Here is a 26502-nt window from a genome sequence, read left to right on the forward strand (position 1 = left end):
GGGCAACTTACGCCCTATCCGGCCGACACAACATGTTTCTTGTGCAGGCCGGATAAGCATAGCGTTATCTGGTCGCGGTTTACTTCTTCAGTTCCGCCAGACTCAGCCAGGTCTGCACCACGGTGTCCGGGTTCAGCGACAGGCTGTCGATCCCCTCTTCCATCAGCCAGGCGGCAAAGTCTTCATGGTCGGACGGGCCCTGGCCGCAAATTCCAACATATTTGCCCTGTTTTTTCGCCGCGCGGATCGCCATCGATAGCAGCGCTTTCACCGCGTCGTTACGCTCGTCAAACAGTTCAGACACCACGCCGGAATCGCGATCCAGCCCCAGCGCCAGCTGCGTCATGTCGTTAGAACCAATCGAGAAGCCATCAAAATACTCGAGGAACTGTTCAGCCAGCAAGGCATTGGACGGAATCTCGCACATCATGATGATCTTCAGCCCGTTCTCGCCGCGTTTAAGTCCCTGGCGCGCCAGCTCTTCGATGACCGCTTTCGCCTGGTCGACCGTCCGCACGAACGGGATCATGATTTCGACGTTGGTAAGGCCCATATCGTTGCGCACGCGTTTCACCGCTTCGCATTCCAGCGCAAAACAATCGCGGAAACTTTCTGCGACGTAACGACCCGCGCCGCGGAAGCCCAGCATCGGGTTTTCTTCATGCGGCTCATAACGTTCGCCGCCGACCAGGTTGGCGTATTCGTTGGACTTAAAGTCAGACAGGCGAACGATAATGCGTTTCGGGTAGAAGGCGGCGCCTAACGTCGCGATCCCTTCCGTCAGTCGACCAACGTAAAATTCACGCGGCGAGTCAAACCCTTTCATCATCTCACGAATGTCGTTTTGCAGCGCGGCATCCTGGTCGTCAAACTCCAGCAACGCGCGCGGGTGAACGCCAATCATACGGTTAATGATGAATTCCAGTCGCGCCAGACCTACGCCTTCATTCGGCAGGCAGGCAAAGTCAAATGCCCTGTCCGGGTTGCCGACGTTCATCATGACCTTCAGCGGTAGCTCTGGCATGGTATCTACGCTGGAGCTTTTTACGCTGAAATCCAGCATGTCGGCATACACATAACCGGTATCACCTTCCGCACAGGAGACGGTTACTTTTTCGCCATCTTTCATGCGTTCGGTGGCGTCGCCGCAGCCGACTACCGCCGGAATGCCCAATTCGCGGGCGATAATCGCCGCGTGACAGGTGCGCCCGCCACGGTTAGTGACAATCGCCGCCGCTTTTTTCATGATCGGTTCCCAGTCCGGGTCGGTCATATCGGTGACAAGCACATCGCCAGGCTCAATACGGTTCATTTCGCCGATATCGTGAATAACTTTTACCGTACCTGCGCCGATACGATGCCCAATGGCACGACCTTCGGCAATGATTTTCCCCTGCGCATGTAACGTATAACGCTCCATCACCTGGCCACGAGAGCGCACGGTTTCCGGACGTGCCTGCACAATAAAGAGCTTACCGGTATGACCGTCTTTCGCCCATTCGATATCCATCGGACGACCATAGTGCTGCTCAATCTGCACCGCTTGTTTCGCCAGTTCCTGCACTTCTTCGTTGGTGAGCGAGAAAATGTCGCGCTGTTCCTGCGGCACATCCTCAATCTTCACTTGCTTACCGTGCTCCTGGGTGGCGGCGTAAACCATGCGGATTTTTTTCGACCCCATGGTGCGGCGTACGATGGCCGGACGGCCTGCCGCCAGGGTTGGCTTATGGACATAAAATTCATCCGGGTTAACCGCGCCCTGCACCACCATTTCACCCAGTCCCCATGCCGAGGTGATAAAGACCACCTGGTCAAAGCCGGATTCGGTATCGATAGAGAACATCACCCCTGACGAGGCGAGATCGGAGCGAACCATCCGCTGCACGCCAGCGGAAAGCGCTACGCCGCGATGATCATATCCCTGGTGAACGCGATAAGAGATGGCGCGATCGTTAAACAGAGAAGCAAATACGTGTTTCACTGCCACCAGTACCGCATCGAAGCCCTGAACGTTAAGAAACGTTTCCTGTTGACCCGCAAACGAAGCATCTGGCATGTCTTCCGCCGTGGCGGAGGAACGCACGGCAAAAGAGGCATTTTCATCATCCGACGAAAGCTGCGCATAGGCATCGCGGATGGCGTTTTCCAGCGCCGGCTGGAAAGGAGTGTCGATAATCCACTGGCGGATCTGCGCGCCCGCTTTCGCCAGCTGGGAGACATCATCAATATCTGTCTTATCCAGCAGCTCATAAATGCGCTGGTTTACGCCGCTTTGATCCAAAAACTGGTTAAACGCATCGGCAGTGGTTGCAAAACCATTCGGAACGGATACGCCCATGCCGGAAAGGTTAGTAATCATTTCACCCAGGGAGGCATTTTTGCCCCCAACTCTGTCTACATCATTCATGCCGAGTTGGTTATACCAAAGCACCAGCGGTGACGAGCCATTGTTGGACATCGAACAATCCTTTTGTGATAAATGAACGAGTTTAAGAAACACATAGTTGCGTATTTATCCTGGCATACTTAAACCCGCGAAAAAAACGGTGAATCGTTCAAGCAAATTTATTTTTTCATTTTTTCAGATTGTTTACGTAGTTGCGCAAACCCGCGCATAGCACGGCATTCCCTTAATCACTCCCGGCATAAACTGCGTTTCAAGGAAATGAAACACACTTTTCATTAATTATAAAAAGTGCCTGTCATTTTATAAAATAAGCGACAAGTTATACGTTTCCCGTTACTTTTAATTTATGCTTTCAGATAATTATGTTTACTCTTCAGGATGAACAGAATGGATAATGTTGTTGATCGCCATGTTTTCTATATTTCTGATGGTACCGCCATCACCGCCGAGGTCCTGGGTCACGCGGTTATGTCGCAGTTTCCGGTGACGATCAGCAGCATCACGCTGCCATTCGTGGAAAACGAAAGTCGCGCCCGCGCCGTCAAAGACCAAATTGACGCCATTTATCAGCAAACCGGCGTTCGCCCGCTGGTGTTTTACTCGATTGTTTTACCTGAAATTCGCGCCATCATCTTGCAGAGCGAAGGCTTCTGCCAGGATATCGTCCAGGCGCTGGTGGCGCCGCTTCAGCAGGAGATGAAACTGGATCCGACGCCGATCGCTCATCGTACTCATGGGCTTAATCCGGGTAACCTGAACAAGTATGACGCCCGTATTGCCGCTATCGATTATACCCTGGCGCATGATGATGGCATTTCATTGCGCAACCTCGATCAGGCCCAGGTCATTTTACTTGGCGTTTCGCGCTGTGGAAAAACGCCCACCAGTCTCTATCTGGCAATGCAATTCGGTATTCGTGCGGCTAACTACCCTTTCATCGCCGATGATATGGATAATTTGACGCTGCCCACATCGTTAAAACCGCTACAACATAAACTGTTCGGCCTGACAATTGACCCTGAACGCCTGGCGGCAATTCGCGAAGAACGCCGTGAAAACAGTCGCTATGCCTCGTTGCGTCAGTGCCGCATGGAAGTGGCGGAGGTCGAAGCGCTGTATCGTAAGAATCAGATCCCCTGCCTGAACAGCACCAATTATTCCGTTGAAGAGATAGCCACCAAGATTCTCGATATTATGGGGCTTAACCGCAGGATGTACTAGTAAACTAGTTTAATGGATTGGTTTTTGTTATCATGCCGTTCTGCCTGCGAGGTGTGACACGCCTCGCACTTGAAATCAGCAGGGATTGGTTTATCGTGATGCCCATCACTTCCCGGTAGTCCTGCCGTTGAAACAACAAATTTCTGAGACTTGTAATGAACAGAACCGACGAACTCCGTACTGCGCGTATCGACAGCCTGGTAACACCAACCGAACTCGCGCAGCGGTATCCTGTATCGTCCTCCGTCGCCAGTCACGTTACCGACTCCCGACGCCGGATAGAAAAGATTTTAAATGGTGAAGATCCACGGCTACTGGTCGTCATTGGCCCCTGTTCGATTCACGATCTGAATGCTGCCATGGAATACGCGACGCAGCTCCAGGCACAACGCCAAAAGCATCAGGCGCGTCTGGAAATCGTCATGCGCACCTATTTTGAAAAACCGCGCACCGTCGTGGGATGGAAAGGCCTGATTTCCGATCCCGACTTGAATGGCAGTTACCGCGTCAATCATGGGCTTGAACTGGCGCGTCGCTTGCTATTGCAGGTGAACGAACTGGGAGTACCGACCGCCACAGAATTTCTTGATATGGTCACCGGCCAGTTTATTGCCGATCTGATCAGTTGGGGAACGATTGGCGCGCGTACCACCGAAAGCCAAATCCATCGGGAAATGGCTTCTGCGCTCTCTTGCCCGGTCGGCTTTAAAAATGGTACGGATGGCAATACCCGCATTGCCGTTGATGCTATTCGCGCCTCCCGCGCCAGTCATATGTTTCTCTCGCCGGATAAAGACGGACAGATGACTATCTACCAAACGAGTGGCAACCCGTATGGGCACATCATCATGCGCGGCGGTAAAAAACCGAACTACCACGCTGAAGATATTGCCGCCGCCTGCGACACGTTGCATGAATTTGATCTGCCGGAACATCTGGTCGTCGACTTCAGCCACGGCAACTGTCAAAAACAGCATCGCCGCCAGTTGGACGTATGTGATGATATTTGCCAGCAGATTCGTAATGGCTCCACGGCAATTGCCGGGATTATGGCAGAGAGTTTTTTACGGGAAGGCACGCAAAAAATTATCAGCGGTCAACCGTTAATCTATGGTCAATCCATTACCGATCCCTGCCTGAACTGGGAAGATACGGAAGTTCTGTTGGAAAAACTTGCCGCGGCGGTAGACAGCCGCTTTTAATAGCTCGCCCATCCTGCCGGGATGGGCGTTTCTTCGATGCGTTACCCACCCTTTTCTCTACGCGCGCGTATATCACTCCACAGAATTAGCACTTGCTGTTATCGCATTAATTATTGATAATAATAATCATTGTGAGTTTGATTATTAATAAATAACATGTCGCGTATGGATAACACCGAGCTGCCTCACCCTAAGGAAATAGACAATGAAACGCTTCTCCCTGCCGCTGAACGGCGCGTCAACAGTCAGGCGCTATTAGGTCCGGACGGCAAAGTCATTATCGATCACAACGGTCAGGAGTATCTGTTGCGCAAAACTCAGGCCGGTAAGCTACTGTTAACCAAATAGCGCTCCCGCCAGCAGACGATTCTGCTGGCATCTGGCTAACTTGAACAACTGACCTCCAGCCGCTTTCCCCACTCCGGCGGTCGGCTGGCATAGTCATCATCTCGATCGGTAAAAGGTTGACGTAAAACTTCATGCAACCGATGCAGTTCCGCCATGTCTCCTTGTTCAGCCGCATCTATCGCGCGTTGCGCCAGCCAGTTGCGCAACACAATCGCAGGATTCACGCGTTGCATCTGCTGTTGGCGCAGCGCGTCATCCACCGCCTCTGTGCGCAATCGCGCCCGGTAGCGGTCGAACCAGGCATCGAACGCCGCGCGATCGATAAACGTATCCCGCAACGGCGAGGAGGCGCTCTGTTGCTCCGTATGGCTTAACATCCGAAATGTACGGGTATAATCACTCCCTTCGCGCGCCATCAGACTAAACAATTCATTCAGTAAAGCGTTATCGTCTTTTTGCTCGGTAAAGAAGCCCAGCTTCTGGCGCATTCGCTGCCCATAGTGCGTTAACAACGCGTCCTGGTAACGATCCAGCGCTCTGTTTAACGCGTCGATCTCAATAAAAGGGGTTAACGTCTGCGCCAGACGTTGTAAATTCCACAGCGCCACCGACGGTTGATTATCGAAGCGGTAACGTCCCTGATGATCGGAATGGTTACCAATGAAGCCGGGATCGTAGTCGTCGAGAAAACCAAAGGGGCCATAGTCGATGGTCAGCCCCAGAATCGACATGTTATCCGTATTCATAACGCCGTGCGAAAAACCGACGGTTTGCCACTCGGCGATGAGTCTTCCGGTACGCGCCGCCACCTCTTCAAACCACAAAGCATATTTTTCCGCTACATCCTGCCATTGCGGCCAGTAATGACGAATAGCGAAATCAGCCAGTTGCTGAACTTTTTCCGGCTCACGGCGGTAATAGAAATGTTCGAAATGACCAAAACGCATATGACTTTGTGCCAGACGCATTAACATCGCGCCCGTTTCCTGCGTCTCTCGCTGAACCGGCGTATCGCTGGCTACGATAGATAACGCGCGCGTAGTGGGAATACCCAGATAATGCATAGCTTCGCTGGCAAGACTTTCTCGTATGGTTGAACGCAGGACGGCGCGTCCATCTCCCATTCGCGAATAGGGTGTTAATCCGGCGCCTTTCAGATGCCAGTCGAGGGTCGAGCCATCCGCCAGGAGCTGTTCGCCCAGCAAAATACCGCGTCCGTCGCCGAGTTGTCCCGCCCAGATGCCGAACTGATGCCCGCTATATACCTGCGCGACAGGCGACATACCGGGTAATAAGGTTTCGCCGCCCCAAACGCCAGCGCCATTGGTAGCGTCAAATAACGAAGCGGGAATGGCTAACTGCTGCGCCAGTTCGTCGTTATACCAAATCAGTCGCGCATTTTTTAACGGTGTGGGTAAAAGCGCGGTATACGTTGCTGGCAATTCATCGCGCCAACGGGCAGTAAAAGACAGGGTCATAGGGCCTCCTGTCTTCAGTGTAGACGGTTAATCACCGGTTAAACACCGGCAAACAGAAAGGTTATCGCTGAACGAGTTTAATGAGCTGGCTTACCGGCACCGGAGGCCATAGTCCGCCCTGGAATGCGCTAAACCCCAATGGCGCTGCGCGCGCAAACATCGCCTCAGTATCAATACCGGCAATCATCAGCGACTCGCAGCTGGAGGAGATCTGGGCAACAATAGCGTGCATGAATGGTTCGAATGAGATCATTTCAGCTCGCTGCTGAATAAAATTTTTATCCAACATGACTCGTTTGAAAAGCCCATCGAAAATAGCTTTAGTCGACGCCTCGCCTGCCCCAAAATTTGCCAAAATTAATGGGAAATGCATTGCCAGATTAGCTAACGTTTCATTGTTTTTGCCCTGGTTTAACCCAGGATAATTCTCATTTATAGCTACTTCAAAAAACGGAAAGCGCGCTGCCCGGGAAAAAAGTTCGCTATCTAATAATAATAAGTCACTAATTGCAGGCGGTAAATTAAGCCATGCAATAAGTTTATGCTGAATAAAAAAGTGCTGACAGGTTTCTAACAACGCCAGTTTTTCAACAAACAGACAGTATTGTTCCTCCACCGAAAGGCGAGGCGCTACCAACTCAGTCGGCATCCGCACGGCGCCGTCTTCAGCGGCAAACGTTGCAATAATCTCTAAACCAACAAGCCGAGCGTTTTCATCCATGACGGGAAGGAAAAAGAGTTCGGAATGGTAAAGCTCATCAAGTGAAGCAATCATTACGCCAGTCCCATGGTTAGGGCGCTATTCACCATCCAGTCACTACGGACGGAAACAGACGTAACTTCAGATACTAATTGAAGCGTCATCATTTTTCTTGTTTACCGGTGAACCGGTTCCTTTTTTTAACTTACTCTGATTATAAACCAATATCCAATGTTGTACTTTTAACAGGGCGTGAGCACGCCCGTTTTTAATAAAAGTACGTTTGTAAATGCTACGGTTATATCATTATATATGATGACAACAGATGTCATAAGTTCAACTGGCGATATGTTAAAAATAGACTATAAAATTTATATCGTCTGCGAGGTTAAATTCGCCGTGCCTGCCAGAAGTTTTTTCGCCAGTACACATTATCCAGCGATGAACGCATCACGCCACGACTGGTAGAGGCATGAATAAACTCATTATTTGTATCGTAAATACCAACATGTAAACCACTTTCGCCCGAACCGGTTTTAAAGAAAACCAAATCTCCGGGCAGCAATTCATCTTTATCGATTCTGGTGCCGATTTTTGATTGTTCACGCGTATCACGAGGCAACTGCAAATCAAACTTGTCGCGCATAGTGACTACCACAAAGCCGGAACAGTCCACGCCTCTGCGACTCATGCTGCCGTAGCGGTATGGCGTACCGCGCCAGGACTGCAACTGATCGTTCAGACCCGCAATGACGGTAATGGAGTCTGATAATCTGGCATTTGGCGCCGGTGCCCGATGAGTACTGCATCCTGCCAGGAACAATGCTGTGATAACAAGAAGCCAAAAACGCATGCCGCAACAATCCTCTGTTTTTATTTTGGTATTAATTTAGCGTCGAAATTACCTGCTTTTCAAGAAACGATTTTACTTAAGTGGCCGAAATGAGCATTGGATGCCCCTCGACGTCGAGTCGTCGAAAGCGCAAACCGTAGGCTTGCGCCAGATAAGAGGGGGTGAGCACCTCTTCCCGGCGGCCGCAGGCAATGAGTTTACCGCGCTTTAGTAACCAGGCTTTATGCGCATGGCGCAGCGTGTGGTTCAGATCGTGGCTACTCATCACAATCGCAATTCCTGCCTGACATAAATGATGTAATACCCGATCCAGAGCGTTTTGTTGCGCAACATCGAGACTGTTCATCGGCTCATCAAGCAGCAATAATTGACCGACCGGATTAGCGTCGGGATGAATTTGTAGTACAACGGCAGCAAGGCGAACGCGCTGCCACTCGCCACCGGAAAGCTGATTCACGCTTCGCCCCAGTTTGTCGCCCAATCCAAGCATATCGGCCACCTCGTTAAGCTGCCCGGTTCGCGTTTTATCAGGTTGATGCAATGTCAGGTAATGCCAGACCGGCATGGCGAACGGCGGATTTTGCTGTTGCGCAAGATAAGCGCGGTGTTGGGCAAGCGTTGCCGTCGCCCATGCCTCCAGCGGCGCTCCGCCAAACCTGATGCTCCCCTCGCCGGAGGTTAACCCCGCCATACGCGCCAGTAGCGTGCTTTTCCCGGCGCCGTTCGGCCCGACAAGATGAAGGATCTCTCCTGCGCTTACTTCGCCGGAAAGCGGCCCCAGGCGGGTGCTCTCGGCGACGTCCTTTAATTGCATCAATTGAGACATTATTTTGCCAACGCGATTTTTATGCTTTCCATCACAATAGGATCTTCAGGCGTCATATCCGGCGAAAAACGCTGTACCACCTGACCATCCCGGCCTACCAAAAATTTTTCAAAATTCCACAGAATATCATCCGGATAGAGTGGCGTACGCCCTTTGCTTACCATCCGTTCGTAAAAGCCGCTCTTCTCCGGCGCGACTGCCGTTGGCGCAGCGGCTATCAGTTTTTGATACAGCGGATGGCGCGCGTCGCCATTCACATCAATTTTACTGAACATCGGGAACGTGACGCCCCAGGTGCTGGCACAATAGGTTTTAATCTCCTCTTCGCTGCCTGGCTCCTGCCCCATAAACTGGTTGCAGGGAAAACCCAACACGACAAACCCCTGATCTGCCCACGCCTTCTGGATATTTTCCAACTGTTCATATTGCGGCGTCAGGCCACATCTGGAGGCGACGTTTACAATGAGCAGCACTTTTCCGGCGTATTTTTCAAGTGTAGTGACCTCTCCATCAATCGTCGTAACGTGAGTATTAAGAAGCGAGTTTTGCATGGTGTCTCCCTGATGTCGGTAGAATAGCGGGTTTCATCGTTAGCCTTTAATCATAGACTGCGAATGATGAAAGCAGTTGTTTACCGATGCGCTAACGCGCGGATTTGAGTAGCAGCCAGATAAACACTGGTGCCCCCAATGTGGCGGTGACCACCCCGATAGGCAGTTCAGCCGACGCCAGCGCCAGTCGGGCGACCACATCAGCCAATAGCAGGGCGATAGCCCCGGCCAGCGCGCAGCCGGGAAGTAAAACCCGGTGATCGGTTAAACCACATAAGCGCAGGATGTGCGGAATAACCAGACCGATAAAACCAATCGCCCCCGCCATCGCCACGCTGACGCCCACCATCCAGCCGGTGGCGATGACCAACAAATTGCGCCAGAGCCACAGCGGCAGGCCAAGCTGCCGCGCCGAGGTTTCCCCTAGCGCCAGCATATTCAGCGGTTGCGACTGGCAACATATCCAGATCAGTACCGGGATGAGCGCAATCATTAGCCAGCTCTGCTGCCAGTCAACGCCGCCAAATCCTCCCATCATCCAGTACATTAATTGCCGCAGATCGAAAGAGGTGGAAAAATAGATAGCCCACGTCATCAGCGCGCTACAGATAATGCCCAGCGCGACGCCCGCCAACAACAAGCGGCTGGTAGAGAGATGGCGACGCGCAAAACGCAGCAGGATTAACGTAATAATGAGCGCGCCGGCTATAGCGCACAGCCCCAGCGCCCATCCTGGCAGTTGCCCCTGCCCCAGTAAGACGGCGGCAATAAGCCCAACACCGGCCCCATTCGAAACGCCGAGCAGACCCGGTTCAGCAAGTGGGTTTTCAAACAGCGCCTGCATCACGGCGCCAGATAGCGCCAGCGCAGCGCCAACCAGCAATACCGCAAGCGTGCGGGGAAGGCGAATTTGCCAGACAAACAGTTCCCCCCGGGCGCTTAACCAGTCACCGGGGGCAATCCACTGTTCGCCTGCGCATAAGCTCAGAAGTGTAGCCAGTAGCACCAGCAGTGACAGGCTCAGAAGCCAGCGAACGTTTCGTCGCTGTTGTTGGCGGGCAAAAGTCAGCATGTTATCCATTCAGCTGAAAAGAGGTAGCGTGATTTTACGGTGGGTATCCTTTACTTGAAAGAAAAAAGGCCGCAATGCGGCCTTTTTAGTTATACGGGTCATCTTTCAGGCTGACAAATACGCTGTCATCCCGCTGATCTACTTTCGGGATGGCAGCGTATCTGCCGCAATACACTCTGATGGATGTTATGCCTGGATCTGATTACTCTTCTTTGGGCGAAGCGTTTTCGACCCGGCTCTTTAACTTCTGCCCGGGTCTGAAGGTCACCACGCGCCGTGCTGTAATAGGAATATCTTCACCCGTTTTCGGGTTACGCCCCGGACGTTGATTTTTATCACGCAGATCGAAGTTACCAAAACCAGAGAGTTTCACCTGCTCACCGTTTTCCAGAGCACGACGGATCTCTTCGAAAAACAGTTCAACCAGTTCTTTGGCATCCCGCTTGCTAAGCCCAAGCTTATCAAACAGATATTCTGACATTTCAGCTTTTGTAAGCGCCATAGGTTCAATCCCTCAATGATGCCTGGAATCGCTCTTTTAATGCCTCTACACATTTGGCGACGGTAGCGGCAATCTCCTCTTCTTCGAGTGTACGGTTGGTATCCTGAAGGATCAGGCTGATAGCGAGGCTTTTATAACCCTCCGCAACACCCTTACCGCGGTACACGTCAAATAAGTTTACGCCAACTACCTGATTTACGCCAACTTTCTTACATTCGGATAAAATATCCGCTGCGGGAACGTTTTCTGCAACAACAACCGCAATATCGCGACGGTTGGCCGGGAAGCGTGAAATCTCCCGCGCCTGCGGCACGATACGGTCTGCGAGCTTATTCCATTCCAGTTCAAACACCAGCGTACGACCATTCAGATCCAGTTTACGTTCCAGTTCAGGGTGAACAACCCCAATAAAACCAATACGTTCATCTTTCAGATAAATCGCCGCAGACTGTCCCGGATGCAGAGCCGGATTCATCTCCGCCTTAAACTGGATATCACCCAGTTTGCCGGTTAAATCCAATACTGCTTCCAGATCGCCTTTCAAATCATAGAAATCAACGGTCTCTTTTGCCAGGTTCCAGTGCTCATCATAGCGGTTACCGCAAATCACGCCAGCCAGCATCAGATCCTGTCGAATACCCAGATTGGCTTGTGTATCCGGAACGAAACGTAAACCGGTTTCAAAAATACGCACGCGATTCTGCTGACGGTTTTGGTTATAGACCACCGTCGCCAACAATCCGCTCCACAGAGACAGACGCATCGCCGACATCTCAACGGAGATAGGGTTTGGCAGCAGCAGCGCTTCTGCGCCTGGATGGATGAGCTGTTGTACTTTAGGATCGACAAAGCTATAGGTAATCACTTCCTGATAGCCTTTGTCGTTCAGCATGGTTTTAACCCGCTTCAACGACAGATCGGCTTCACGGTGCGTTCCCATGATTAAACCGGCCTGGATTGGCTCGTCCGGAATATTGTTATAGCCGTAAACGCGGGCCACCTCTTCCACCAGATCTTCTTCAATCTCCATATCGAAACGCCAGGTCGGCGCCACGGCTTTCCACTCGTCCTGCCCTTCGGTCACTTCACAGCCCAGACGACGCAGAATATCACTGACCTGCTCATCCGCAATATGATGCCCGATCAGGCGATCCAGTTTACTGCGACGCAGAGTAATGGTGGCGCGTTTCGGCAACGTTGCTTCGTTGCTCACATCAATTATCGGACCCGCATCACCGCCACAGATATCAAGAAGCAGACGAGTAGCGCGCTCTATCGTTTTATATTGCAGCGCCGGGTCCACCCCGCGCTCGTAGCGGTGAGACGCATCGGTATGCAGACCGTGGCGGCGAGCGCGACCGGTGATAGACAGCGGATTAAAGTACGCACACTCCAGCAGCACATTTTGCGTTTCGCCGTTCACGCCGGAATGTTCGCCGCCAAAAATACCGGCTATCCCCAGCGCCTTATGGTGATCGGCGATCACCAGCGTGTCCGCATTTAACGTCGCTTCGCTACCGTCCAGCAGGACGACGGTTTCACCCTCTTTTGCCATCCGCACGACAATACCGCCATCAATGCGATCTTTATCGAAAGCATGCATTGGCTGACCCAGTTCGAGCAGCACATAGTTCGTGACGTCAACCACCGCATCGATGGAGCGAATACCGCAGCGACGCAGTTTCTCTTTCATCCACAGCGGCGTCGGCGCGTTAACATTGATACCTTTTACCACCCGGCCAAGATAGCGAGGACACGCATCAACAGCCTCTACCGTAATCAGCAGCGTATCGCTGATGGTTGCCGTAACCGGCGCCATTTCAGGCTCCTGGAGCGGCGCTTTGTTCAGTACCGCCACATCACGCGCAACGCCGATGATACCTAAGCAATCCGCACGGTTCGGCGTGACGCTAATTTCGATGGTATTGTCGTCAAGCTTCAGGTATTCACGGATGTCGGTACCCAACGGCGCATCCGCCGGCAGTTCGATAATGCCGCTGTGATCGTCGGAAATCCCCAGTTCGGAGAAGGAGCACAGCATCCCTTCAGACGGTTCGCCGCGCAGTTTCGCCGCTTTAATTTTGAAATCGCCCGGCAGAATAGCGCCAATAGTGGCCACCGCTACTTTCAGCCCCTGACGACAGTTTGGCGCGCCGCAGACGATATCCAACAGGCGTTCTCCGCCGACGTTGACTTTCGTTACACGCAATTTGTCAGCGTTCGGATGCTGGGCGCACTCAACCACTTCCCCAACCACAACGCCATTGAAGCTTCCCGCGACCGGCTCAACGCCGTCTACTTCCAGGCCAGCCATCGTAATCTGGTTAGCCAACGCATCGCTATCAATTGCCGGGTTAACCCACTCGCGTAACCACAGTTCGCTGAATTTCATTGTTTTATCCTGCCTTTATTTAAACTGTTTAAGGAAACGCAGATCGTTTTCGAAGAATGAACGCAGGTCGGTGACGCCGTAACGCAACATGGTCAGACGTTCCATCCCCATACCAAAAGCGAAGCCAGAATAGATTTCCGGATCGATACCGACATTACGCAGCACATTCGGATGCACCATCCCGCAGCCCAGCACTTCCAGCCATTTGCCGTTTTTACCCATCACATCCACTTCCGCAGAAGGTTCGGTGAACGGAAAATAAGAAGGACGGAAGCGAATCTGCAGATCCTCCTCAAAGAAATTACGCAGGAAGTCGTGCAGCGTACCTTTGAGGTTGGTGAAGCTGATGTTGGTATCAACAATCAGACCTTCCATCTGATGGAACATCGGAGTATGCGTCTGGTCGTAGTCATTACGGTATACACGGCCCGGCGCAATAATACGGATCGGCGGTTGCTGCGCTTTCATCGTCCGGATCTGGACACCAGACGTCTGGGTCCGCAGCAGACGGGTCGCGTCAAACCAGAAGGTATCATGATCGGCGCGGGCCGGGTGATGACCCGGAATGTTTAACGCATCGAAGTTATGGTAGTCATCTTCGATTTCCGGGCCAGTCGCCACGGTAAAACCAAGCTCGCCGAAGAAACTTTCAATACGGTCAATGGTACGCGTGACCGGATGCAGACCGCCGTTCTCAATACGGCGTCCCGGCAGGGAGATATCGATAGTTTCAGCGGCCAGACGAGCGTTAAGCGCTGCGCTTTCCAGCTCGGCTTTACGCGCGTTAAGCGCCTGTTGTACCTGCTCTTTCGCGGCGTTAATGACTGCCCCGGCTGCCGGACGCTCTTCCGGCGGCAGATCGCGTAGGGTCGTCATCTGAAGGGTTAAATGCCCTTTCTTGCCCAAATATTCGACGCGTACATTGTCTAACGCGGCAACATCTGACGCCTGGTTAATGGCGGCCGCTGCATTGGCAACCAGCTCTGCGAGATGTGACATGGTTTTCCTCATTGTGTCGGTGAAGACACCGGTTCATTGGACGTAATCTCTCGATTTCAGATACAAAAAAAGCCTCCATCAGGAGGCTTTTTTACGCTGTTTTTCGTTTCGTTTTTCACGCGCTAGCCTCCTGGGATCAGGTGCTAAAGTAAAAAAAGAAACGGAAAATAGCAGCGTTCATGCTTGCGTTACCTTATGTGGTAAAACCGAATATCCTTTATTGAAAAGGGTTACAGGTCAATTGTCAACTCACTGAACAGTAAATAAAAGAGAGGGAGCCAGGCTCCCTCTTTTCACTGGCTTATGCCAGAGCTGCTTTCGCTTTTTCAACCAGCGCGGTGAACGCGACTTTGTCGAATACGGCGATATCAGCCAGGATCTTACGGTCGATTTCAACAGAGGCTTTTTTCAGGCCGTTGATGAATTTGCTGTAAGAAATACCGTTCTGACGTGCTGCTGCGTTGATACGCGCAATCCACAGTTGACGGAACTGACGCTTACGTTGACGACGGTCACGGTAAGCATACTGACCAGCTTTGATAACTGCCTGGAAGGCAACGCGGTATACGCGAGAACGCGCACCGTAGTAGCCTTTGGCTTGTTTCAAAATTTTCTTGTGACGTGCGCGTGCAATTACACCACGTTTTACGCGAGCCATATGTGCTCTCCTGTATCTATTCTAATTAAAAAGTTAAAAACGTTAACGGCTTATGCGTACGGCAGGCACGCGATAACCAAGCCCAGATCGCCTTTAGAAACCATGGCTTTCGGACGCAGGTGACGTTTACGTTTAGTCGCTTTTTTGGTCAGAATGTGACGCAGGTTAGCGTGCTTGTGCTTAAAACCACCTTTACCGGTTTTTTTGAAGCGCTTAGCAGCACCGCGTACGGTCTTAATTTTTGGCATTTTAATAACTTCCACTTCGCATTGTTAATAAACGAAACATAGGCGAACAAAACCTGTGAAGCCCGAAGGCTTCACAGAATTGTTACTTGAAGGCCTTACTGTTTCTTCTTAGGAGCAAGCACCATGATCATCTGACGGCCTTCGATCTTCGTTGGGAAGGATTCGACCACTGCCAGTTCTTGCAAATCGTTTTTCACGCGATTAAGCACTTCCATACCGATTTGCTGGTGGGCCATTTCACGACCGCGGAAACGCAGCGTGATCTTGGCCTTATCGCCCTCTTCGAGAAAGCGAATCAGGCTGCGGAGTTTTACCTGATAGTCGCCTTCATCTGTCCCAGGACGGAATTTAATTTCCTTCACCTGGATAACTTTTTGCTTTTTCTTCTGTTCCTTAGAAGACTTACTCTTTTCATAGAGGAATTTGCCGTAATCCATTATACGACAAACCGGCGGCTCGGCGTTAGGGCTGATTTCGACTAAGTCTACTCCGGCTTCTTCAGCTTTTTCCAGAGCTTCTCTCAGACTCACAATACCAAGCTGCTCGCCTTCCAGACCTGTTAAGCGAACTTCTTGCGCGCGAATTTCGCTATTAATACGATTCGGACGCGCCGTTTGAACTCGTTTTCCGCCTTTAATACTTTATTCCTCCAGTTGTTGAAGACTGCGGCTGCGAATCTCTTGTTGCAGCTTCTCAATCACGTCATTTACGTCCAGACTGCCCAGGTCTTTACCGCGGCGGGTGCGAACGGCAACTTTGCCTGCTTCCACCTCTTTATCACCACAGACCAACATATAAGGGACACGACGTAAAGTGTGCTCGCGGATTTTAAAGCCAATCTTCTCATTTCTCAAGTCTGCTTTTACACGAATGCCCGCATTTTGTAGTTTCTGCGTCAATTCGTTAACGTATTCAGACTGCGAATCGGTAATATTCATCACGACTACCTGAACAGGCGCGAGCCATGTCGGGAAGAAACCAGCGAACTCTTCGGTCAGGATACCGATGAAGCGTTCCATCGACCCAAGAATCGCACGGTGAATCATTACCGGCACCTTGCGCTCGTTGTCTTCGCCTACATAGGAGGCGCTCAGACGAGACGGTAAGGAGAAGTCCAGCTGTACTGTACCGCACTGCCATGCACGATCGAGGCAGTCATATAAGGTAAATTCAATTTTCGGACCGTAGAATGCGCCTTCACCCAGTTGATACTCAAACGGGATATTATTTTCTTCCAGCGCAACCGCCAGATCCGCCTCAGCACGATCCCACATCTCATCGCTGCCGATACGCTTATCAGGACGAGTGGAAAGTTTGACGACGATCTTCTCGAAGCCAAAGGTGCTGTACATATCGTAGACCATACGAATACAAGCGTTAACTTCATCGCGGATCTGCTCTTCGGTGCAGAAGATATGCGCATCATCCTGCGTAAAGCCGCGTACGCGCATCAGACCATGCAGCGCGCCTGATGGCTCGTTACGGTGGCAGCTACCGAATTCCGCCATACGCAGCGGCAAATCACGATAGGATTTCAGACCCTGGTTAAAGATCTGAACGTGGCCCGGGCAGTTCATCGGCTTGATGCAATATTCGCGGTTTTCTGAAGATGTGGTGAACATCGCATCTTTATAGTTGTCCCAGTGCCCGGTTTTTTCCCACAGCACACGGTCCATCATGAACGGGCCTTTAACTTCTTGATACTGGTACTCTTTGAGTTTAGAACGAACAAAGACCTCCAGCTCGCGGAAGATAGTCCAGCCGTCGTTATGCCAGAACACCATGCCCGGCGCTTCTTCCTGCATATGATACAGGTCGAGCTGCTTACCAATTTTACGGTGGTCGCGTTTTGCGGCCTCTTCCAGGCGCTGCAGATAAGCGTTCAGGGCTTTTTTATCTGCCCATGCCGTACCGTAAATACGCTGCAACATCTTATTATTGCTGTCACCGCGCCAGTATGCGCCGGCAGTTTTCATCAGTTTAAAGTGATGGCAGAAACGCATATTCGGCACGTGCGGACCACGACACATGTCGACATATTCTTCATGATGGTACAAGCCTGGCTTGTCATCATGAGCAATGTTTTCATCAAGAATGGAAACTTTGTAGCTTTCACCACGCTTCACGAAGGTTTCACGCGCTTCGTGCCAGCTGACTTTCTTCTTGATAACGTCGTAATTTTTCTCGGCGAGCTCATGCATCCGCTTTTCGAGCGCTTCGACATCTTCCTGAGTTAGCGTGCGGTCAAGATCAACGTCATAGTAAAAACCGTTGTCGACAACCGGACCGATCGCCATTTTCGTGTGCGGCCAAAGTTGCTTGATAGCGTGACCTAACAGATGCGCGCAAGAGTGACGAATGATCTCCAGACCCTCTTCATCTTTTGCGGTGATGATGGAAAGCGTCGCATCATTTTCAATCAGATCGGAAGCATCAACCAGCTCGCCATTCACACGGCCCGCAATGGTGGCTTTCGCCAGGCCAGGACCAATGTCCAGAGCAACATCCATCGGGCTTACAGGGTGGTCATAATGGCGTTGGCTGCCATCAGGAAGAGTAATAACAGGCATGTAATATCCTTATTTGCAGTGGTGACCCATACGCAAGATCACATACAAAGAGAAAATGAATTTATTGACAGTGAGTTGTGTATCCATCTAGCCAACCATTGCTAAATTGGCGCACAACCTTCGACACAGACGAAAATCGCTATTTTCGTCCGGCATGATGATGGTAACACTAAAAAAAGGGAGATTGCATCTTTCTGTTCTACAGAACCTGAATCCCAACACACTACCCGGCACGCGTATCGTTAATGATGTACATGGTCACTCTGAATCTCGGCTTACTGCCACCGTATGAGGCATTCACATCAGATAGCTTTTCACGACGACCGCTATCTATATTCTCCAGATGGGGACCTGGCAGCATGCGATAACGCACAATACGAAACCCACTTTCCAAAGCACATACCAGCAAAGAGCCATTACATGCTGCTATGAAGCTTCTATAACTAGCAACGTCTCACTTATGATGCCGTACTTGTAATTCGTCTGTGTTGCTTGAAGTATGTCGCGGCACGATGTGAGATGAATTACTCGTCGAGTGATAGCTCTTTCTCTGTATAGTCTTTTACAGGACTCGGGAACCTCATGATGAATCTTCGAATGCCACTGTATATAAACACAGTAACAATCATGCGTAATTATCAAAAGCATTTACATTGTTTGATGTTTGTGCTGCAAACGCTTGATAGCTTCATGCTATCGGAGGCGCAGTAGATAGGAGTGTTAATGAGTGTTAATATTTCAATAACACGGTTTTGATATCGGGAAGATAGTGATGAGTAATGATTATAGACTACCAGATTCAGAATATCTTGCCAGAAGATTTTCCGTACCACACCTTATTTGCCTGATGGTAATATTTTTAATACTAAGCATTTTTTCTAAAGGCTCTATATGCTTATAATTTCATACATTGCATTATGCTTATTATTTATAGTTTATCTCTATACTCTTTCCGTAAGAATTGAGGGAAAAATAATAAATGTAATGGTCCCATACCTGATAATAACAGTCCCTACACTGTACGTGTTTGAAGGTATATTTGTATACCTCTCAGAGGTGCAGAATTATACAGTGGAATATTTGTTTTTCTATACTTGCTATATAACATACATAGCATCATTTGTTATTTCTTATCTTTACACACAAAGAAAACCCATATACAACAAATCAAACACGAAAAATAAACCAAGGTATGTGTTTACTTCATTGTTATTCACCTTCCTTGCTTTTATCATTTACCTTCCAGTGTTGATGGAGTTCAGAGAGTATATACTTAGCCCAAGAAGAATATACGAATTAACCAGAACAGGGTATGGTATATACTTCTATCCTTCATTAATGTTTTCTCTTGTCGCTTCTATTTGCGCGTTCTTTACATACAAAAAATCAAAGTTATTTTGTATTTCCATAGTTTTATTTAACTGTATACTTATTTTCTTGCATGGTAACAAAGGACCAATATTTAGTATATTTATAGCATTCATCCTTTACCTTTCATATATTGAAAATAAAAAAATTAAATTTATGTTCCTGGTAAAATCGTTTGCTGTTATAGCAGTCATTGTAACGGCATTCTTTGCATATACGTTTACTGATGGGAATCCGATAGAAAATATGGCTAATTACTCGGATTATACCCGTAATGCTGTTCTTGTTGCTTCCTCAAACTTTGACTTTATGTACGGAAAATTACTAATGGAGAGCGAGGTTTACTCGAGGATTCCGAGGGCTATTTGGCCTGATAAGCCTGAAGATTTTGGCGCATTGTATCTGGCAAAAGTATTTTTCCCTGATGCATTCTACAGAAATCAGGGCGCTCCTGCTTTCGGGTATGGTGAACTATACGCAGATTTCGGGCTTTTTACACCAGTTTGGTTAGTTATATCTGGAGTATTTAAAGGCGTCCTAGCTAAGTATTTCTCCAATAAAACTCAGGAAACAAAGTCAGCGCATTATTTCATAATGTTCCTATTTTGCATTGGAATAAGTGTGATTCCTGTTAGCATGGGATGGTTGTTCCCTGAGCATTTGATGATTGCTTTTATGGTATACATTGCATCTTCCTTTGTTTTTTCAGAGCATATAAGATTCGTTTTACTAAGAAACAATAAATAAGTTATACGGCGGCAATGCCGCCGTTTTATTTGGCTCTGAAGCGTAAAAATTGTTCCTGTAAAGCTTGTTGGGTTTGCTGAGCCATCATTACCAACGTAAATTACTTATGATATATTCATGATAGTGCTTGCGTTTCTAGATGATGATTTATGAATAGCCCCTCAATTATGTATTTCTCGCCGCCGGTTATTATTAGTCCTGCCGCTACTCCGCCCTAATCCACATCTACTCATATGCGGATCATCCCGAGATTGTCACCGTAATATAATCTACCATTGATACCAATAAACTCTGTGTTATGAATGACAGTTCCCTGCTTAAGTTAGATTAGGTACGTACATCTTACGGCGCGAAAGGGATCAATGTAAAACGGTATGAAACATATATATCCGCTATTACCAGTAATGACGCGGAACTGGTGAAACAGGTTTAAACGAACGAGAATGGATGTGAATAAAGGATTGTACTTATTACGCAAGATCACATACAAAGAGAAAATGAATTTATTAACAGTGAGTTGTGTATCCATCTAGCCAACCATTGCTAAATTGGCGCACAACCTTCGACACAGACGAAAATCGCTATTTTCGTCCGGCATGATGATGGTAACACTAAAAAAAGGGGGATTGCATCACTCTGTAGCAAATCAAGCCCCTTGACAGGGTTTCTCCATTATCTTTCTACGCGCCGTATAGCGCTTCTCATCGGCAACCTAACCTCTGCGCCAGACTCCCCTTTGTTGTTTTCACCTCGCTGGCTACCGCTTCAGGCAAGTTAGACCACAGCGTCAGCACTGGCTTCGTTTTATGTTCGATAGCCTCCACGGTAACCTGATAGTCGCAAAAATTCGCCGAACGGGGTGTATTCTGATCCATAATAAACGCAGCGTAATTTCCTTCACTTTTTGACGGCGCCGTTCCGGTGAATAAAACCTTCTAGTACCCGCTGGGAATTTCTACCGTCGCATCTTCTGGCAATGTGGCGATATGCCGCTCAAAAAGGGGGGCCGGTCACTACGTGCACTACAGATACATCAGCCTGTTTGGCAAGTTCGCGCACCCGGTTTTCCAGTGCAGCCCATGCTCCCTGGTTCAGGGCGGATTTCTGCGGCGTAATATTCGATAAATAATTTAACGACGGCCAGTCCGAAACGCCGCCCAATCCTGCCAACGGCGCCTGGTGTCCCCTGTCGACTTTTAATAGCGTATGGGCATTTTTATAGGCCGAAGGGGCCAACGTATCCGAGGGCGGTAAATCGGGGTCCTGCGCCCAGTTCCGCGGGCGACCGCTTGCCTGGCTGGTCTTTGTCACGCTATAGGCAACCCAGTTGGCAAATTTCGTGGCGCTATTATTATTGAGCGTATAGACATGGCGATAGATTGTTTGTTGACTTCCTCCTTGAGGACAGCCAACGCTACAGTTATCAGGTTGCTGAACGAGTACGTTACGATGGGGTAACTCGGGTGCCGATGTTGTATCCTGGGGAGGATACGATGTAGTACATGCGCTTAATAATACTACGGGCAGTAATTTTAGCAGATTAATGGTTTTATTCATTTTTTCTTCCTTAATAATAACTGCCCTAATAATTCAGATGGCAATAATTTGGTTATATTACCCTGCCAGCCGTTAGATGCGCTCATCATTAAAGACAACACTATCACGGTAAAAATTAATAACAGATAAACATCGAAGCCATCAAAGAAAATGAGCTCAAAAGAATACAACATGATATTCATGTTGATACCAAAAAACATCGTATTATATGCATAATCGTGAAGCCAATAATTTCTCGCACTCAGATAGCGAATGAAAAATGGATATTCAATAATATCTGGCGCATGTTTTTTAACACCATTTTTCAACATTAAGGCAACGTATCCTCTCAATGACTCGCTGCTGGCAGGAGTTTAGTTATATTTAAAGGTTTAATAAGCACTGCGCATCATGCTGCTGTGCTTATTACTTTGTAAAAATAAGAGTATTCACTTTCATATTCAGGGGTAAAAAGTGAACAAATACAGCTATTGCGCAACGATGATTGCCGCCATACTCAGTACGACCACAATGGCCAATGCCAGTAGCCTTGCTATTTCAGTGGCGAATGATGATGCAGGTATATTTCAACCATCCTTAAATGCCCTTTACGGGCACAAGGCTGCAGACCGGGGTGATTATACTGCCGGGCTCTTTTTAGGCTACAGCCACGATCTCACTGACGCCAGTCAACTCTCTTTTCATATCGCGCAAGATATTTATTCTCCATCTGGCGCCAATAAAAGAAAGCCTGAAGCCGTCAAAGGCGACCGCGCGTTCAGCGCCTTTCTTCATACCGGACTGGAGTGGAATTCATTAGCCACCAATTGGTTACGTTATCGTTTAGGTACCGATATCGGCGTTATTGGTCCTGACGCAGGCGGTCAGGAGGTTCAGAATCGGGCGCATCGAATAATAGGCGCAGAAAAATACCCTGCCTGGCAGGATCAAATTGAAAACCGTTATGGTTACACGGCAAAAGGAATGGTCTCCCTTACGCCAGCTATTGATATTCTGGGTGTCAATGTGGGCTTCTATCCAGAAGTCTCTGCTGTCGGCGGCAATCTCTTCCAGTATTTGGGGTACGGCGCAACCGTTGCGCTGGGAAATGATAAGACCTTCAACTCTGATAATGGGTTTGGGTTATTGTCCCGCCGAGGGTTAATACACACTCAAAAAGAGGGATTGATCTATAAAGTATTTGCTGGCGTTGAGCGCAGGGAAGTTGATAAAAACTACACGTTACAGGGGAAAACGCTGCAAACAAAAATGGAAACGGTGGATATTAATAAAACCGTGGATGAATATCGCGTCGGTGCCACCATCGGCTATTCTCCCGTCGCATTTTCTCTTTCTTTAAACAAAGTCACGTCGGAATTTCGCACCGGAGACGACTATTCTTATATCAACGGCGACATCACCTTCTTCTTCTGAGGCGTCACCACGGAATAACCGGGTTACGTAACGTAACCCGGCGCAATATTACATCTTATAGCCCAGCGTTACCGTAGTGCGGCGATCGGTATGTTCAGGCGCTGATTCAGGCGGCTGCGAGTTCCACGTTAAATTATACCCCACCTTTAGACCAAAATGTTCGTTAATGGCGACATTGAGGGCTGTTTCCGAATTTAGTGTGGTGTCTTCTGCGCCAAATACTGACACCCCCTGTGTAAACTTAGCATTGTCAGTTAACTGCCAGGCATAGCTGCCGGAAGCATAACCCAACGGCTGCGTTTCAGTGGTATCGTCCGTATGTTCGTCATAGCGAACCCCTGGACCGAATTCAAAACGGAAGCTGTGCACTGGACCATTAAGGAACTGCCGCCCGTAACCGGCGGTCAGTACGTCGCGCTGACGATAACCGTTGAAACGGTCTGTCAGCCAACTGGCCTGGCCAAAGGTATAATCATAATCCGTCATATTAAAACGGTTACGCACGCCTACCGCATATTTTTCTGAAGAGCGTTCATCATTAGAGGAGGTATTGCTGGCATTGCCCCATAATGACCAGGCGGTACGTTGTCCATACCAGGTCATCGCCGTGTCAGCCGTTAAGGAAGAACTTTTAGTATTGCCTGACTGAGCAAGGTAGCCCGCATTCAGATTACCTTCAAAAGGTTTTTTCGCGGTGGAGGGATCATCCATGACAGTAAAAACGGAATCATCGGCGGCGGCATACAGAGACGCGAACACGCCACCCGCCAGCATAACTACAGCGGGTACTGCCTTCAAAAGCTTCATTTATATAGAGTCCGTACAACTAAAAAAGAGACCACGACGGTCCCGGAAACTTTCATAGGGATCAATGACAAACGCCCCTGGAAAGGTAGCGAATTATAAGAAGCCCCGAATAACATAGCAATCAATTACTATTTCATTTTTTGAATAAGAACCCTCCCGAAGCATTCATTTATTTATATAACTTTACATCGTACTTCTTTAAATAAAGATCCGGAAAATCATATTGTTAATTCCTTCACTTTCCGGGGATTAAGTGCCAGACTGAAATCAGCCTAACAGGAGGTAACGATGGTACGTATCTATACGTTGACGCTTGCGCCCTCTCTCGATAGCGCAACAATCACGCCGCAAATTTATCCCGAAGGTAAACTGCGGTGCTCCGCGCCGGTATTCGAACCCGGCGGCGGGGGTATTAATGTCGCTCGCGCCATTGCGCATCTTGGCGGCACCGCGACCGCAATTTTCCCGGCTGGCGGCGCTACCGGCGAACATCTGGTCGCACTACTGGCTGACGAAAATGTCCCCGTGTCTACCGTCGATGCGAAGGACTGGACGCGTCAGAACCTGCACGTCCACGTCGAGTCCAGCGGCGAACAATATCGTTTTGTTATGCCCGGCGCCACGCTGGACGATGACGAATTTCGCCAGCTTGAAGAACAGGTACTGGAAATTGAATCCGGGGCAATTCTGGTTATCAGCGGCAGCCTTCCGCCCGGCGTTAAGGTCGAGAAACTCACGCAACTGATTTCCGCCGCGCAGAAGCAAGGCATTCGCTGCATTATTGATAGCTCTGGCGACGCGCTCACCGCTGCGTTGGCGCTTGGCGATATCGAACTGGTGAAACCTAACCTGAAAGAATTGAGCGCGTTAGTCAATCGCGATCTGACGCAGCCTGATGATGTGCGTAAAGCGGCCCAGGAATTAGTGCAAAGTGGCAAGGCTCGCCGGGTAGTGGTCTCTCTGGGGCCGCAAGGGGCGCTGGGCATAGACAGTGAGAATTGCATCCAGGTTGTTCCTCCCCCGGTGAAAAGTCAAAGTACTGTCGGCGCAGGCGACAGTATGGTGGGCGCGATGACGTTAAAACTGGCGCAAGACGCGTCGCTGGAAGAGATGGTGCGCTTCGGTGTGGCGGCAGGCAGCGCCGCTACGCTCAATCAAGGTACGCGTCTGTGTTCTCATGACGATACCCAAAAAATATACGCCTATCTTTCCGCGCAATAATCGTTTCCCCCTCGCCGAGGGGGATACCGGAAAATCGGTTAACGGGCGGCGCATCCGCCGCTGTTAAAAACACAGTTGCTCCCAACGAGGTGAACGATGGCCAGTGGCGATATTACCCGTTATGTTATTACCGTAACCTTCCATGAAGATTCCCTGACCGAGATTAACGAACTCAATAACCATCTGACGCGCAGCGGTTTTTTGCTGACATTAACGGACGATGAAGGGAATGTGCATGAGCTCGGCACCAATACGTTTGGCTTTGTTAGCGCTCAGAGCGCTGATGAAATCAAAGCGCTTGTCGCCGGACTTGCGAAAAGCGCGTTAGATAAGGATGTCGACATTACCGTGGCGACCTGGGAGGCGTGGAGTAAAAACGCACAATAAGTGCCATTCCCGCCGCGGCGCGTCCGCGATGTGCGTTAGTTCGTATTTTTTAACCGCATTTTTGCGCTAACCTTATGATCTGGCAGACAACGTGGGGAGAGACATTATGTGGCAAGCTATCAGTCGTCTTTTAAGCGAGCAAGTCGGTGAAGGCGAAATCGAACTGCGTAATGAACTGCCAGGCGGAGAAGTTCATGCCGCATGGCATTTACGTTATGCCGGCCATGATTTTTTCGTGAAGTGCGATGAACGAGAAATGCTTCGCGGTTTTACCGCTGAAGCCGATCAGCTGGAGCTGCTCTCCCGCAGTAAAACCGTTGTTGTGCCTAAGGTATGGGCGGTAGGTTCGGATCGGGATTACAGCTTTTTAGTCATGGACTACCTCTCGCCCCGCCCGCTGGATGCCCATAATGCGTTTATTCTTGGGCAACAGCTGGCGCGCCTGCACCAATGGAGCGACCAACCTCAATTCGGCCTCGATTTTGATAACGCGCTCTCTACCACGCCGCAGCCGAATACCTGGCAACGCCGTTGGTCGACTTTTTTCGCCGAACAGCGCATTGGCTGGCAGCTTGAACTCGCCGCGGAAAAAGGCATTACCTTTGGTAATATTGACGCCATTGTTGAACATGTTCAGCAACGTCTGGCGTCGCATCAACCGCAGCCTTCTCTTTTGCATGGCGATCTATGGTCGGCGAACTGCGCGCTTGGCCCTGACGGCCCCTATATCTTCGATCCAGCCTGCTATTGGGGCGACAGAGAATGCGATCTGGCGATGCTGCCGCTGCATACCGATCAGCCACCGCAGATTTATGACGGCTATCAGTCCGTTTCGCCGCTACCGCTGGATTTTCTCGACAGGCAGCCGATTTACCAGCTCTACACCCTGCTTAATCGGGCAAGGCTGTTTGGCGGTCAGCACCTGGCTACTGCGCAAAAAGCGATGGATCGGCTGCTTGCGGTATAGGTACAGCC

The 26502-nt window shown here is 49.7% G+C and carries 26 protein-coding genes, 1 pseudogene and 1 other annotated feature; of the genes and pseudogenes, 8 read left to right on the top strand and 19 right to left on the bottom strand.

From position 1 onward, the window contains the following. Window positions 1-79: 79 nt before the first annotated feature. Window positions 80-2458, bottom strand: coding sequence for a phosphoenolpyruvate synthase (ppsA, locus tag AAYN39_RS18640; RefSeq protein ID WP_000069332.1), 2379 nt, complete (start codon window positions 2456-2458; stop codon window positions 80-82). 336 nt (window positions 2459-2794) lie between these two features. On the opposite strand from ppsA, the gene ppsR reads away from it, so the two are divergent. The 3 genes from ppsR (at window position 2795) to hemP (ending at window position 5178) form a co-directional block, all read left to right on the top strand. Further along, entirely contained in the window at window positions 2795-3628 is an 834-nt protein-coding gene (ppsR, locus tag AAYN39_RS18645; RefSeq protein ID WP_000370992.1) for a posphoenolpyruvate synthetase regulatory kinase/phosphorylase PpsR, read from the top strand. 155 nt (window positions 3629-3783) lie between these two features. Beyond that, window positions 3784-4830, top strand: a complete 1047-nt coding sequence (gene aroH, locus AAYN39_RS18650) for a 3-deoxy-7-phosphoheptulonate synthase AroH (RefSeq protein WP_001082192.1) — start codon at window positions 3784-3786, stop codon at window positions 4828-4830. 156 nt (window positions 4831-4986) lie between these two features. Further along, window positions 4987-5178 carry a hemin uptake protein HemP gene (hemP, locus tag AAYN39_RS18655; RefSeq protein ID WP_000089115.1) on the top strand — a complete coding sequence of 64 codons (192 nt, stop codon included), beginning with the start codon at window positions 4987-4989 and terminating at the stop codon, window positions 5176-5178. Window positions 5179-5213: 35 nt separating this feature from the next. On the opposite strand, the gene selO is transcribed toward hemP, so the two are convergent. The 14 genes from selO to thrS form a co-directional block, all read right to left on the bottom strand. Next, window positions 5214-6656 carry a protein adenylyltransferase SelO gene (selO, locus tag AAYN39_RS18660; protein ID WP_000175658.1) on the bottom strand — a complete coding sequence of 481 codons (1443 nt, stop codon included), beginning with the start codon at window positions 6654-6656 and terminating at the stop codon, window positions 5214-5216. Between the two features lie 61 nt (window positions 6657-6717). Then, entirely contained in the window at window positions 6718-7431 is a 714-nt protein-coding gene (gene ydiV / locus AAYN39_RS18665) for an anti-FlhDC factor YdiV (protein ID WP_000561998.1), read from the bottom strand. A 313-nt stretch (window positions 7432-7744) separates the two neighbouring features. Further along, window positions 7745-8209: an NlpC/P60 family protein gene (locus AAYN39_RS18670; RefSeq protein WP_001213259.1), complete on the bottom strand. Its 465-nt coding sequence runs from the start codon at window positions 8207-8209 to the stop codon at window positions 7745-7747. Between the two features lie 76 nt (window positions 8210-8285). Then, window positions 8286-9035 (bottom strand): vitamin B12 ABC transporter ATP-binding protein BtuD, encoded by a 750-nt coding sequence (btuD, locus tag AAYN39_RS18675; RefSeq protein WP_000080607.1) that lies wholly within the window; start codon window positions 9033-9035, stop codon window positions 8286-8288. Next, window positions 9035-9586: a glutathione peroxidase gene (locus AAYN39_RS18680; protein WP_001181565.1), complete on the bottom strand. Its 552-nt coding sequence runs from the start codon at window positions 9584-9586 to the stop codon at window positions 9035-9037. The genes btuD and AAYN39_RS18680 overlap by 1 nt, the downstream gene beginning before the upstream one ends. A gap of 91 nt (window positions 9587-9677) precedes the next feature. After that, complete coding sequence (btuC, locus tag AAYN39_RS18685) at window positions 9678-10658, bottom strand: vitamin B12 ABC transporter permease BtuC (protein WP_000954986.1); 981 nt, start codon at window positions 10656-10658, stop codon at window positions 9678-9680. 202 nt (window positions 10659-10860) lie between these two features. Beyond that, the gene (ihfA, locus tag AAYN39_RS18690; RefSeq protein ID WP_001229266.1) at window positions 10861-11160 is read right to left on the bottom strand and encodes an integration host factor subunit alpha; all 300 of its coding nucleotides are present in this window, start codon (window positions 11158-11160) and stop codon (window positions 10861-10863) included. 4 nt (window positions 11161-11164) lie between these two features. Continuing rightward, window positions 11165-13552: a phenylalanine--tRNA ligase subunit beta gene (gene pheT / locus AAYN39_RS18695; protein ID WP_000672399.1), complete on the bottom strand. Its 2388-nt coding sequence runs from the start codon at window positions 13550-13552 to the stop codon at window positions 11165-11167. A gap of 15 nt (window positions 13553-13567) precedes the next feature. Then, the gene (pheS, locus tag AAYN39_RS18700) at window positions 13568-14551 is read right to left on the bottom strand and encodes a phenylalanine--tRNA ligase subunit alpha (RefSeq protein ID WP_000018570.1); all 984 of its coding nucleotides are present in this window, start codon (window positions 14549-14551) and stop codon (window positions 13568-13570) included. Window positions 14552-14613: 62 nt separating this feature from the next. Further along, window positions 14614-14737 (bottom strand) — a sequence feature (Phe leader region). After that, window positions 14688-14732, bottom strand: a complete 45-nt coding sequence (gene pheM / locus AAYN39_RS18705) for a pheST operon leader peptide PheM (protein ID WP_001386830.1) — start codon at window positions 14730-14732, stop codon at window positions 14688-14690. Its footprint overlaps the feature before it by 45 nt. Window positions 14738-14852: 115 nt before the next feature. Further along, on the bottom strand, window positions 14853-15209 hold the full coding sequence (gene rplT / locus AAYN39_RS18710; protein ID WP_000124850.1) for a 50S ribosomal protein L20: 357 nt from the start codon (window positions 15207-15209) through the stop codon (window positions 14853-14855). A 50-nt stretch (window positions 15210-15259) separates the two neighbouring features. Then, the gene (gene rpmI / locus AAYN39_RS18715) at window positions 15260-15457 is read right to left on the bottom strand and encodes a 50S ribosomal protein L35 (RefSeq protein WP_001124225.1); all 198 of its coding nucleotides are present in this window, start codon (window positions 15455-15457) and stop codon (window positions 15260-15262) included. A 95-nt stretch (window positions 15458-15552) separates the two neighbouring features. Then, window positions 15553-16095 carry a translation initiation factor IF-3 gene (infC, locus tag AAYN39_RS18720; RefSeq protein ID WP_011106936.1) on the bottom strand — a complete coding sequence of 181 codons (543 nt, stop codon included), beginning with the start codon at window positions 16093-16095 and terminating at the stop codon, window positions 15553-15555. A 3-nt stretch (window positions 16096-16098) separates the two neighbouring features. Beyond that, window positions 16099-18027, bottom strand: coding sequence for a threonine--tRNA ligase (thrS, locus tag AAYN39_RS18725; protein WP_001144226.1), 1929 nt, complete (start codon window positions 18025-18027; stop codon window positions 16099-16101). An 891-nt stretch (window positions 18028-18918) separates the two neighbouring features. Here thrS and AAYN39_RS18730 point away from each other — a divergent pair. Beyond that, window positions 18919-20142: an O-antigen polymerase gene (locus AAYN39_RS18730; protein ID WP_000905563.1), complete on the top strand. Its 1224-nt coding sequence runs from the start codon at window positions 18919-18921 to the stop codon at window positions 20140-20142. 322 nt (window positions 20143-20464) lie between these two features. On the opposite strand, the gene AAYN39_RS18735 is transcribed toward AAYN39_RS18730, so the two are convergent. The 3 genes and pseudogenes from AAYN39_RS18735 to AAYN39_RS18745 form a co-directional block, all read right to left on the bottom strand. Further along, complete coding sequence (locus AAYN39_RS18735; protein WP_010989178.1) at window positions 20465-20671, bottom strand: hypothetical protein; 207 nt, start codon at window positions 20669-20671, stop codon at window positions 20465-20467. Between the two features lie 172 nt (window positions 20672-20843). Next, window positions 20844-21699 (bottom strand): annotated as a pseudogene (locus tag AAYN39_RS18740) (DNA/RNA non-specific endonuclease). Further along, a complete protein-coding gene (locus AAYN39_RS18745; protein WP_000916613.1) occupies window positions 21696-22010 on the bottom strand; it encodes a hypothetical protein in 315 nt (104 codons plus the stop codon). The pseudogene AAYN39_RS18740 and the gene AAYN39_RS18745 overlap by 4 nt, the downstream one beginning before the upstream one ends. A 142-nt stretch (window positions 22011-22152) precedes the next feature. Here AAYN39_RS18745 and AAYN39_RS18750 point away from each other — a divergent pair, with 142 nt between their 5' ends. Further along, window positions 22153-23112 (top strand): lipid A deacylase LpxR family protein, encoded by a 960-nt coding sequence (locus AAYN39_RS18750; protein WP_001046434.1) that lies wholly within the window; start codon window positions 22153-22155, stop codon window positions 23110-23112. Window positions 23113-23160: 48 nt separating this feature from the next. Here AAYN39_RS18750 and AAYN39_RS18755 read toward each other — a convergent pair whose 3' ends face one another. Continuing rightward, window positions 23161-23919, bottom strand: a complete 759-nt coding sequence (locus tag AAYN39_RS18755) for a YdiY family protein (protein ID WP_000770984.1) — start codon at window positions 23917-23919, stop codon at window positions 23161-23163. Between the two features lie 288 nt (window positions 23920-24207). Between AAYN39_RS18755 and pfkB the strand changes: the two genes are divergently transcribed. The 3 genes from pfkB to AAYN39_RS18770 all read left to right on the top strand — a co-directional run bounded on the left by pfkB (window position 24208) and on the right by AAYN39_RS18770 (window position 26494). Further along, complete coding sequence (gene pfkB, locus AAYN39_RS18760) at window positions 24208-25140, top strand: 6-phosphofructokinase II (protein ID WP_000251706.1); 933 nt, start codon at window positions 24208-24210, stop codon at window positions 25138-25140. Window positions 25141-25236: 96 nt separating this feature from the next. Beyond that, the gene (gene ghoS, locus AAYN39_RS18765; protein WP_000146133.1) at window positions 25237-25527 is read left to right on the top strand and encodes a type V toxin-antitoxin system endoribonuclease antitoxin GhoS; all 291 of its coding nucleotides are present in this window, start codon (window positions 25237-25239) and stop codon (window positions 25525-25527) included. Between the two features lie 106 nt (window positions 25528-25633). Continuing rightward, window positions 25634-26494, top strand: a complete 861-nt coding sequence (locus AAYN39_RS18770; RefSeq protein ID WP_000267686.1) for a fructosamine kinase family protein — start codon at window positions 25634-25636, stop codon at window positions 26492-26494. Window positions 26495-26502: the final 8 nt, after the last annotated feature.

This window comes from Salmonella sp. K21076 (assembly GCF_039650795.1).
Lineage (GTDB): Bacteria > Pseudomonadota > Gammaproteobacteria > Enterobacterales > Enterobacteriaceae > Salmonella > Salmonella enterica.

Excerpts from the sequence above, each read along its gene's own strand:
- ppsA (WP_000069332.1), bottom strand. The coding sequence starts at position 2,458 with ATGTCCAACAATGGCTCGTCACCGCTGGTGCTTTGGTATAACCAACTC.
- ppsR (WP_000370992.1), top strand. The coding sequence starts at position 2,795 with ATGGATAATGTTGTTGATCGCCATGTTTTCTATATTTCTGATGGTACC.
- aroH (WP_001082192.1), top strand. The coding sequence starts at position 3,784 with ATGAACAGAACCGACGAACTCCGTACTGCGCGTATCGACAGCCTGGTA.
- hemP (WP_000089115.1), top strand. The coding sequence starts at position 4,987 with ATGTCGCGTATGGATAACACCGAGCTGCCTCACCCTAAGGAAATAGAC.
- selO (WP_000175658.1), bottom strand. The coding sequence starts at position 6,656 with ATGACCCTGTCTTTTACTGCCCGTTGGCGCGATGAATTGCCAGCAACG.
- ydiV (WP_000561998.1), bottom strand. The coding sequence starts at position 7,431 with ATGATTGCTTCACTTGATGAGCTTTACCATTCCGAACTCTTTTTCCTT.
- AAYN39_RS18670 (WP_001213259.1), bottom strand. The coding sequence starts at position 8,209 with ATGCGTTTTTGGCTTCTTGTTATCACAGCATTGTTCCTGGCAGGATGC.
- btuD (WP_000080607.1), bottom strand. The coding sequence starts at position 9,035 with ATGTCTCAATTGATGCAATTAAAGGACGTCGCCGAGAGCACCCGCCTG.
- AAYN39_RS18680 (WP_001181565.1), bottom strand. The coding sequence starts at position 9,586 with ATGCAAAACTCGCTTCTTAATACTCACGTTACGACGATTGATGGAGAG.
- btuC (WP_000954986.1), bottom strand. The coding sequence starts at position 10,658 with ATGCTGACTTTTGCCCGCCAACAACAGCGACGAAACGTTCGCTGGCTT.
- ihfA (WP_001229266.1), bottom strand. The coding sequence starts at position 11,160 with ATGGCGCTTACAAAAGCTGAAATGTCAGAATATCTGTTTGATAAGCTT.
- pheT (WP_000672399.1), bottom strand. The coding sequence starts at position 13,552 with ATGAAATTCAGCGAACTGTGGTTACGCGAGTGGGTTAACCCGGCAATT.
- pheS (WP_000018570.1), bottom strand. The coding sequence starts at position 14,551 with ATGTCACATCTCGCAGAGCTGGTTGCCAATGCAGCGGCCGCCATTAAC.
- rplT (WP_000124850.1), bottom strand. The coding sequence starts at position 15,209 with ATGGCTCGCGTAAAACGTGGTGTAATTGCACGCGCACGTCACAAGAAA.
- rpmI (WP_001124225.1), bottom strand. The coding sequence starts at position 15,457 with ATGCCAAAAATTAAGACCGTACGCGGTGCTGCTAAGCGCTTCAAAAAA.
- thrS (WP_001144226.1), bottom strand. The coding sequence starts at position 18,027 with ATGCCTGTTATTACTCTTCCTGATGGCAGCCAACGCCATTATGACCAC.
- AAYN39_RS18730 (WP_000905563.1), top strand. The coding sequence starts at position 18,919 with ATGCTTATAATTTCATACATTGCATTATGCTTATTATTTATAGTTTAT.
- AAYN39_RS18735 (WP_010989178.1), bottom strand. The coding sequence starts at position 20,671 with ATGGATACACAACTCACTGTTAATAAATTCATTTTCTCTTTGTATGTG.
- AAYN39_RS18745 (WP_000916613.1), bottom strand. The coding sequence starts at position 22,010 with ATGTTGAAAAATGGTGTTAAAAAACATGCGCCAGATATTATTGAATAT.
- AAYN39_RS18755 (WP_000770984.1), bottom strand. The coding sequence starts at position 23,919 with ATGAAGCTTTTGAAGGCAGTACCCGCTGTAGTTATGCTGGCGGGTGGC.
- pfkB (WP_000251706.1), top strand. The coding sequence starts at position 24,208 with ATGGTACGTATCTATACGTTGACGCTTGCGCCCTCTCTCGATAGCGCA.
- ghoS (WP_000146133.1), top strand. The coding sequence starts at position 25,237 with ATGGCCAGTGGCGATATTACCCGTTATGTTATTACCGTAACCTTCCAT.
- AAYN39_RS18770 (WP_000267686.1), top strand. The coding sequence starts at position 25,634 with ATGTGGCAAGCTATCAGTCGTCTTTTAAGCGAGCAAGTCGGTGAAGGC.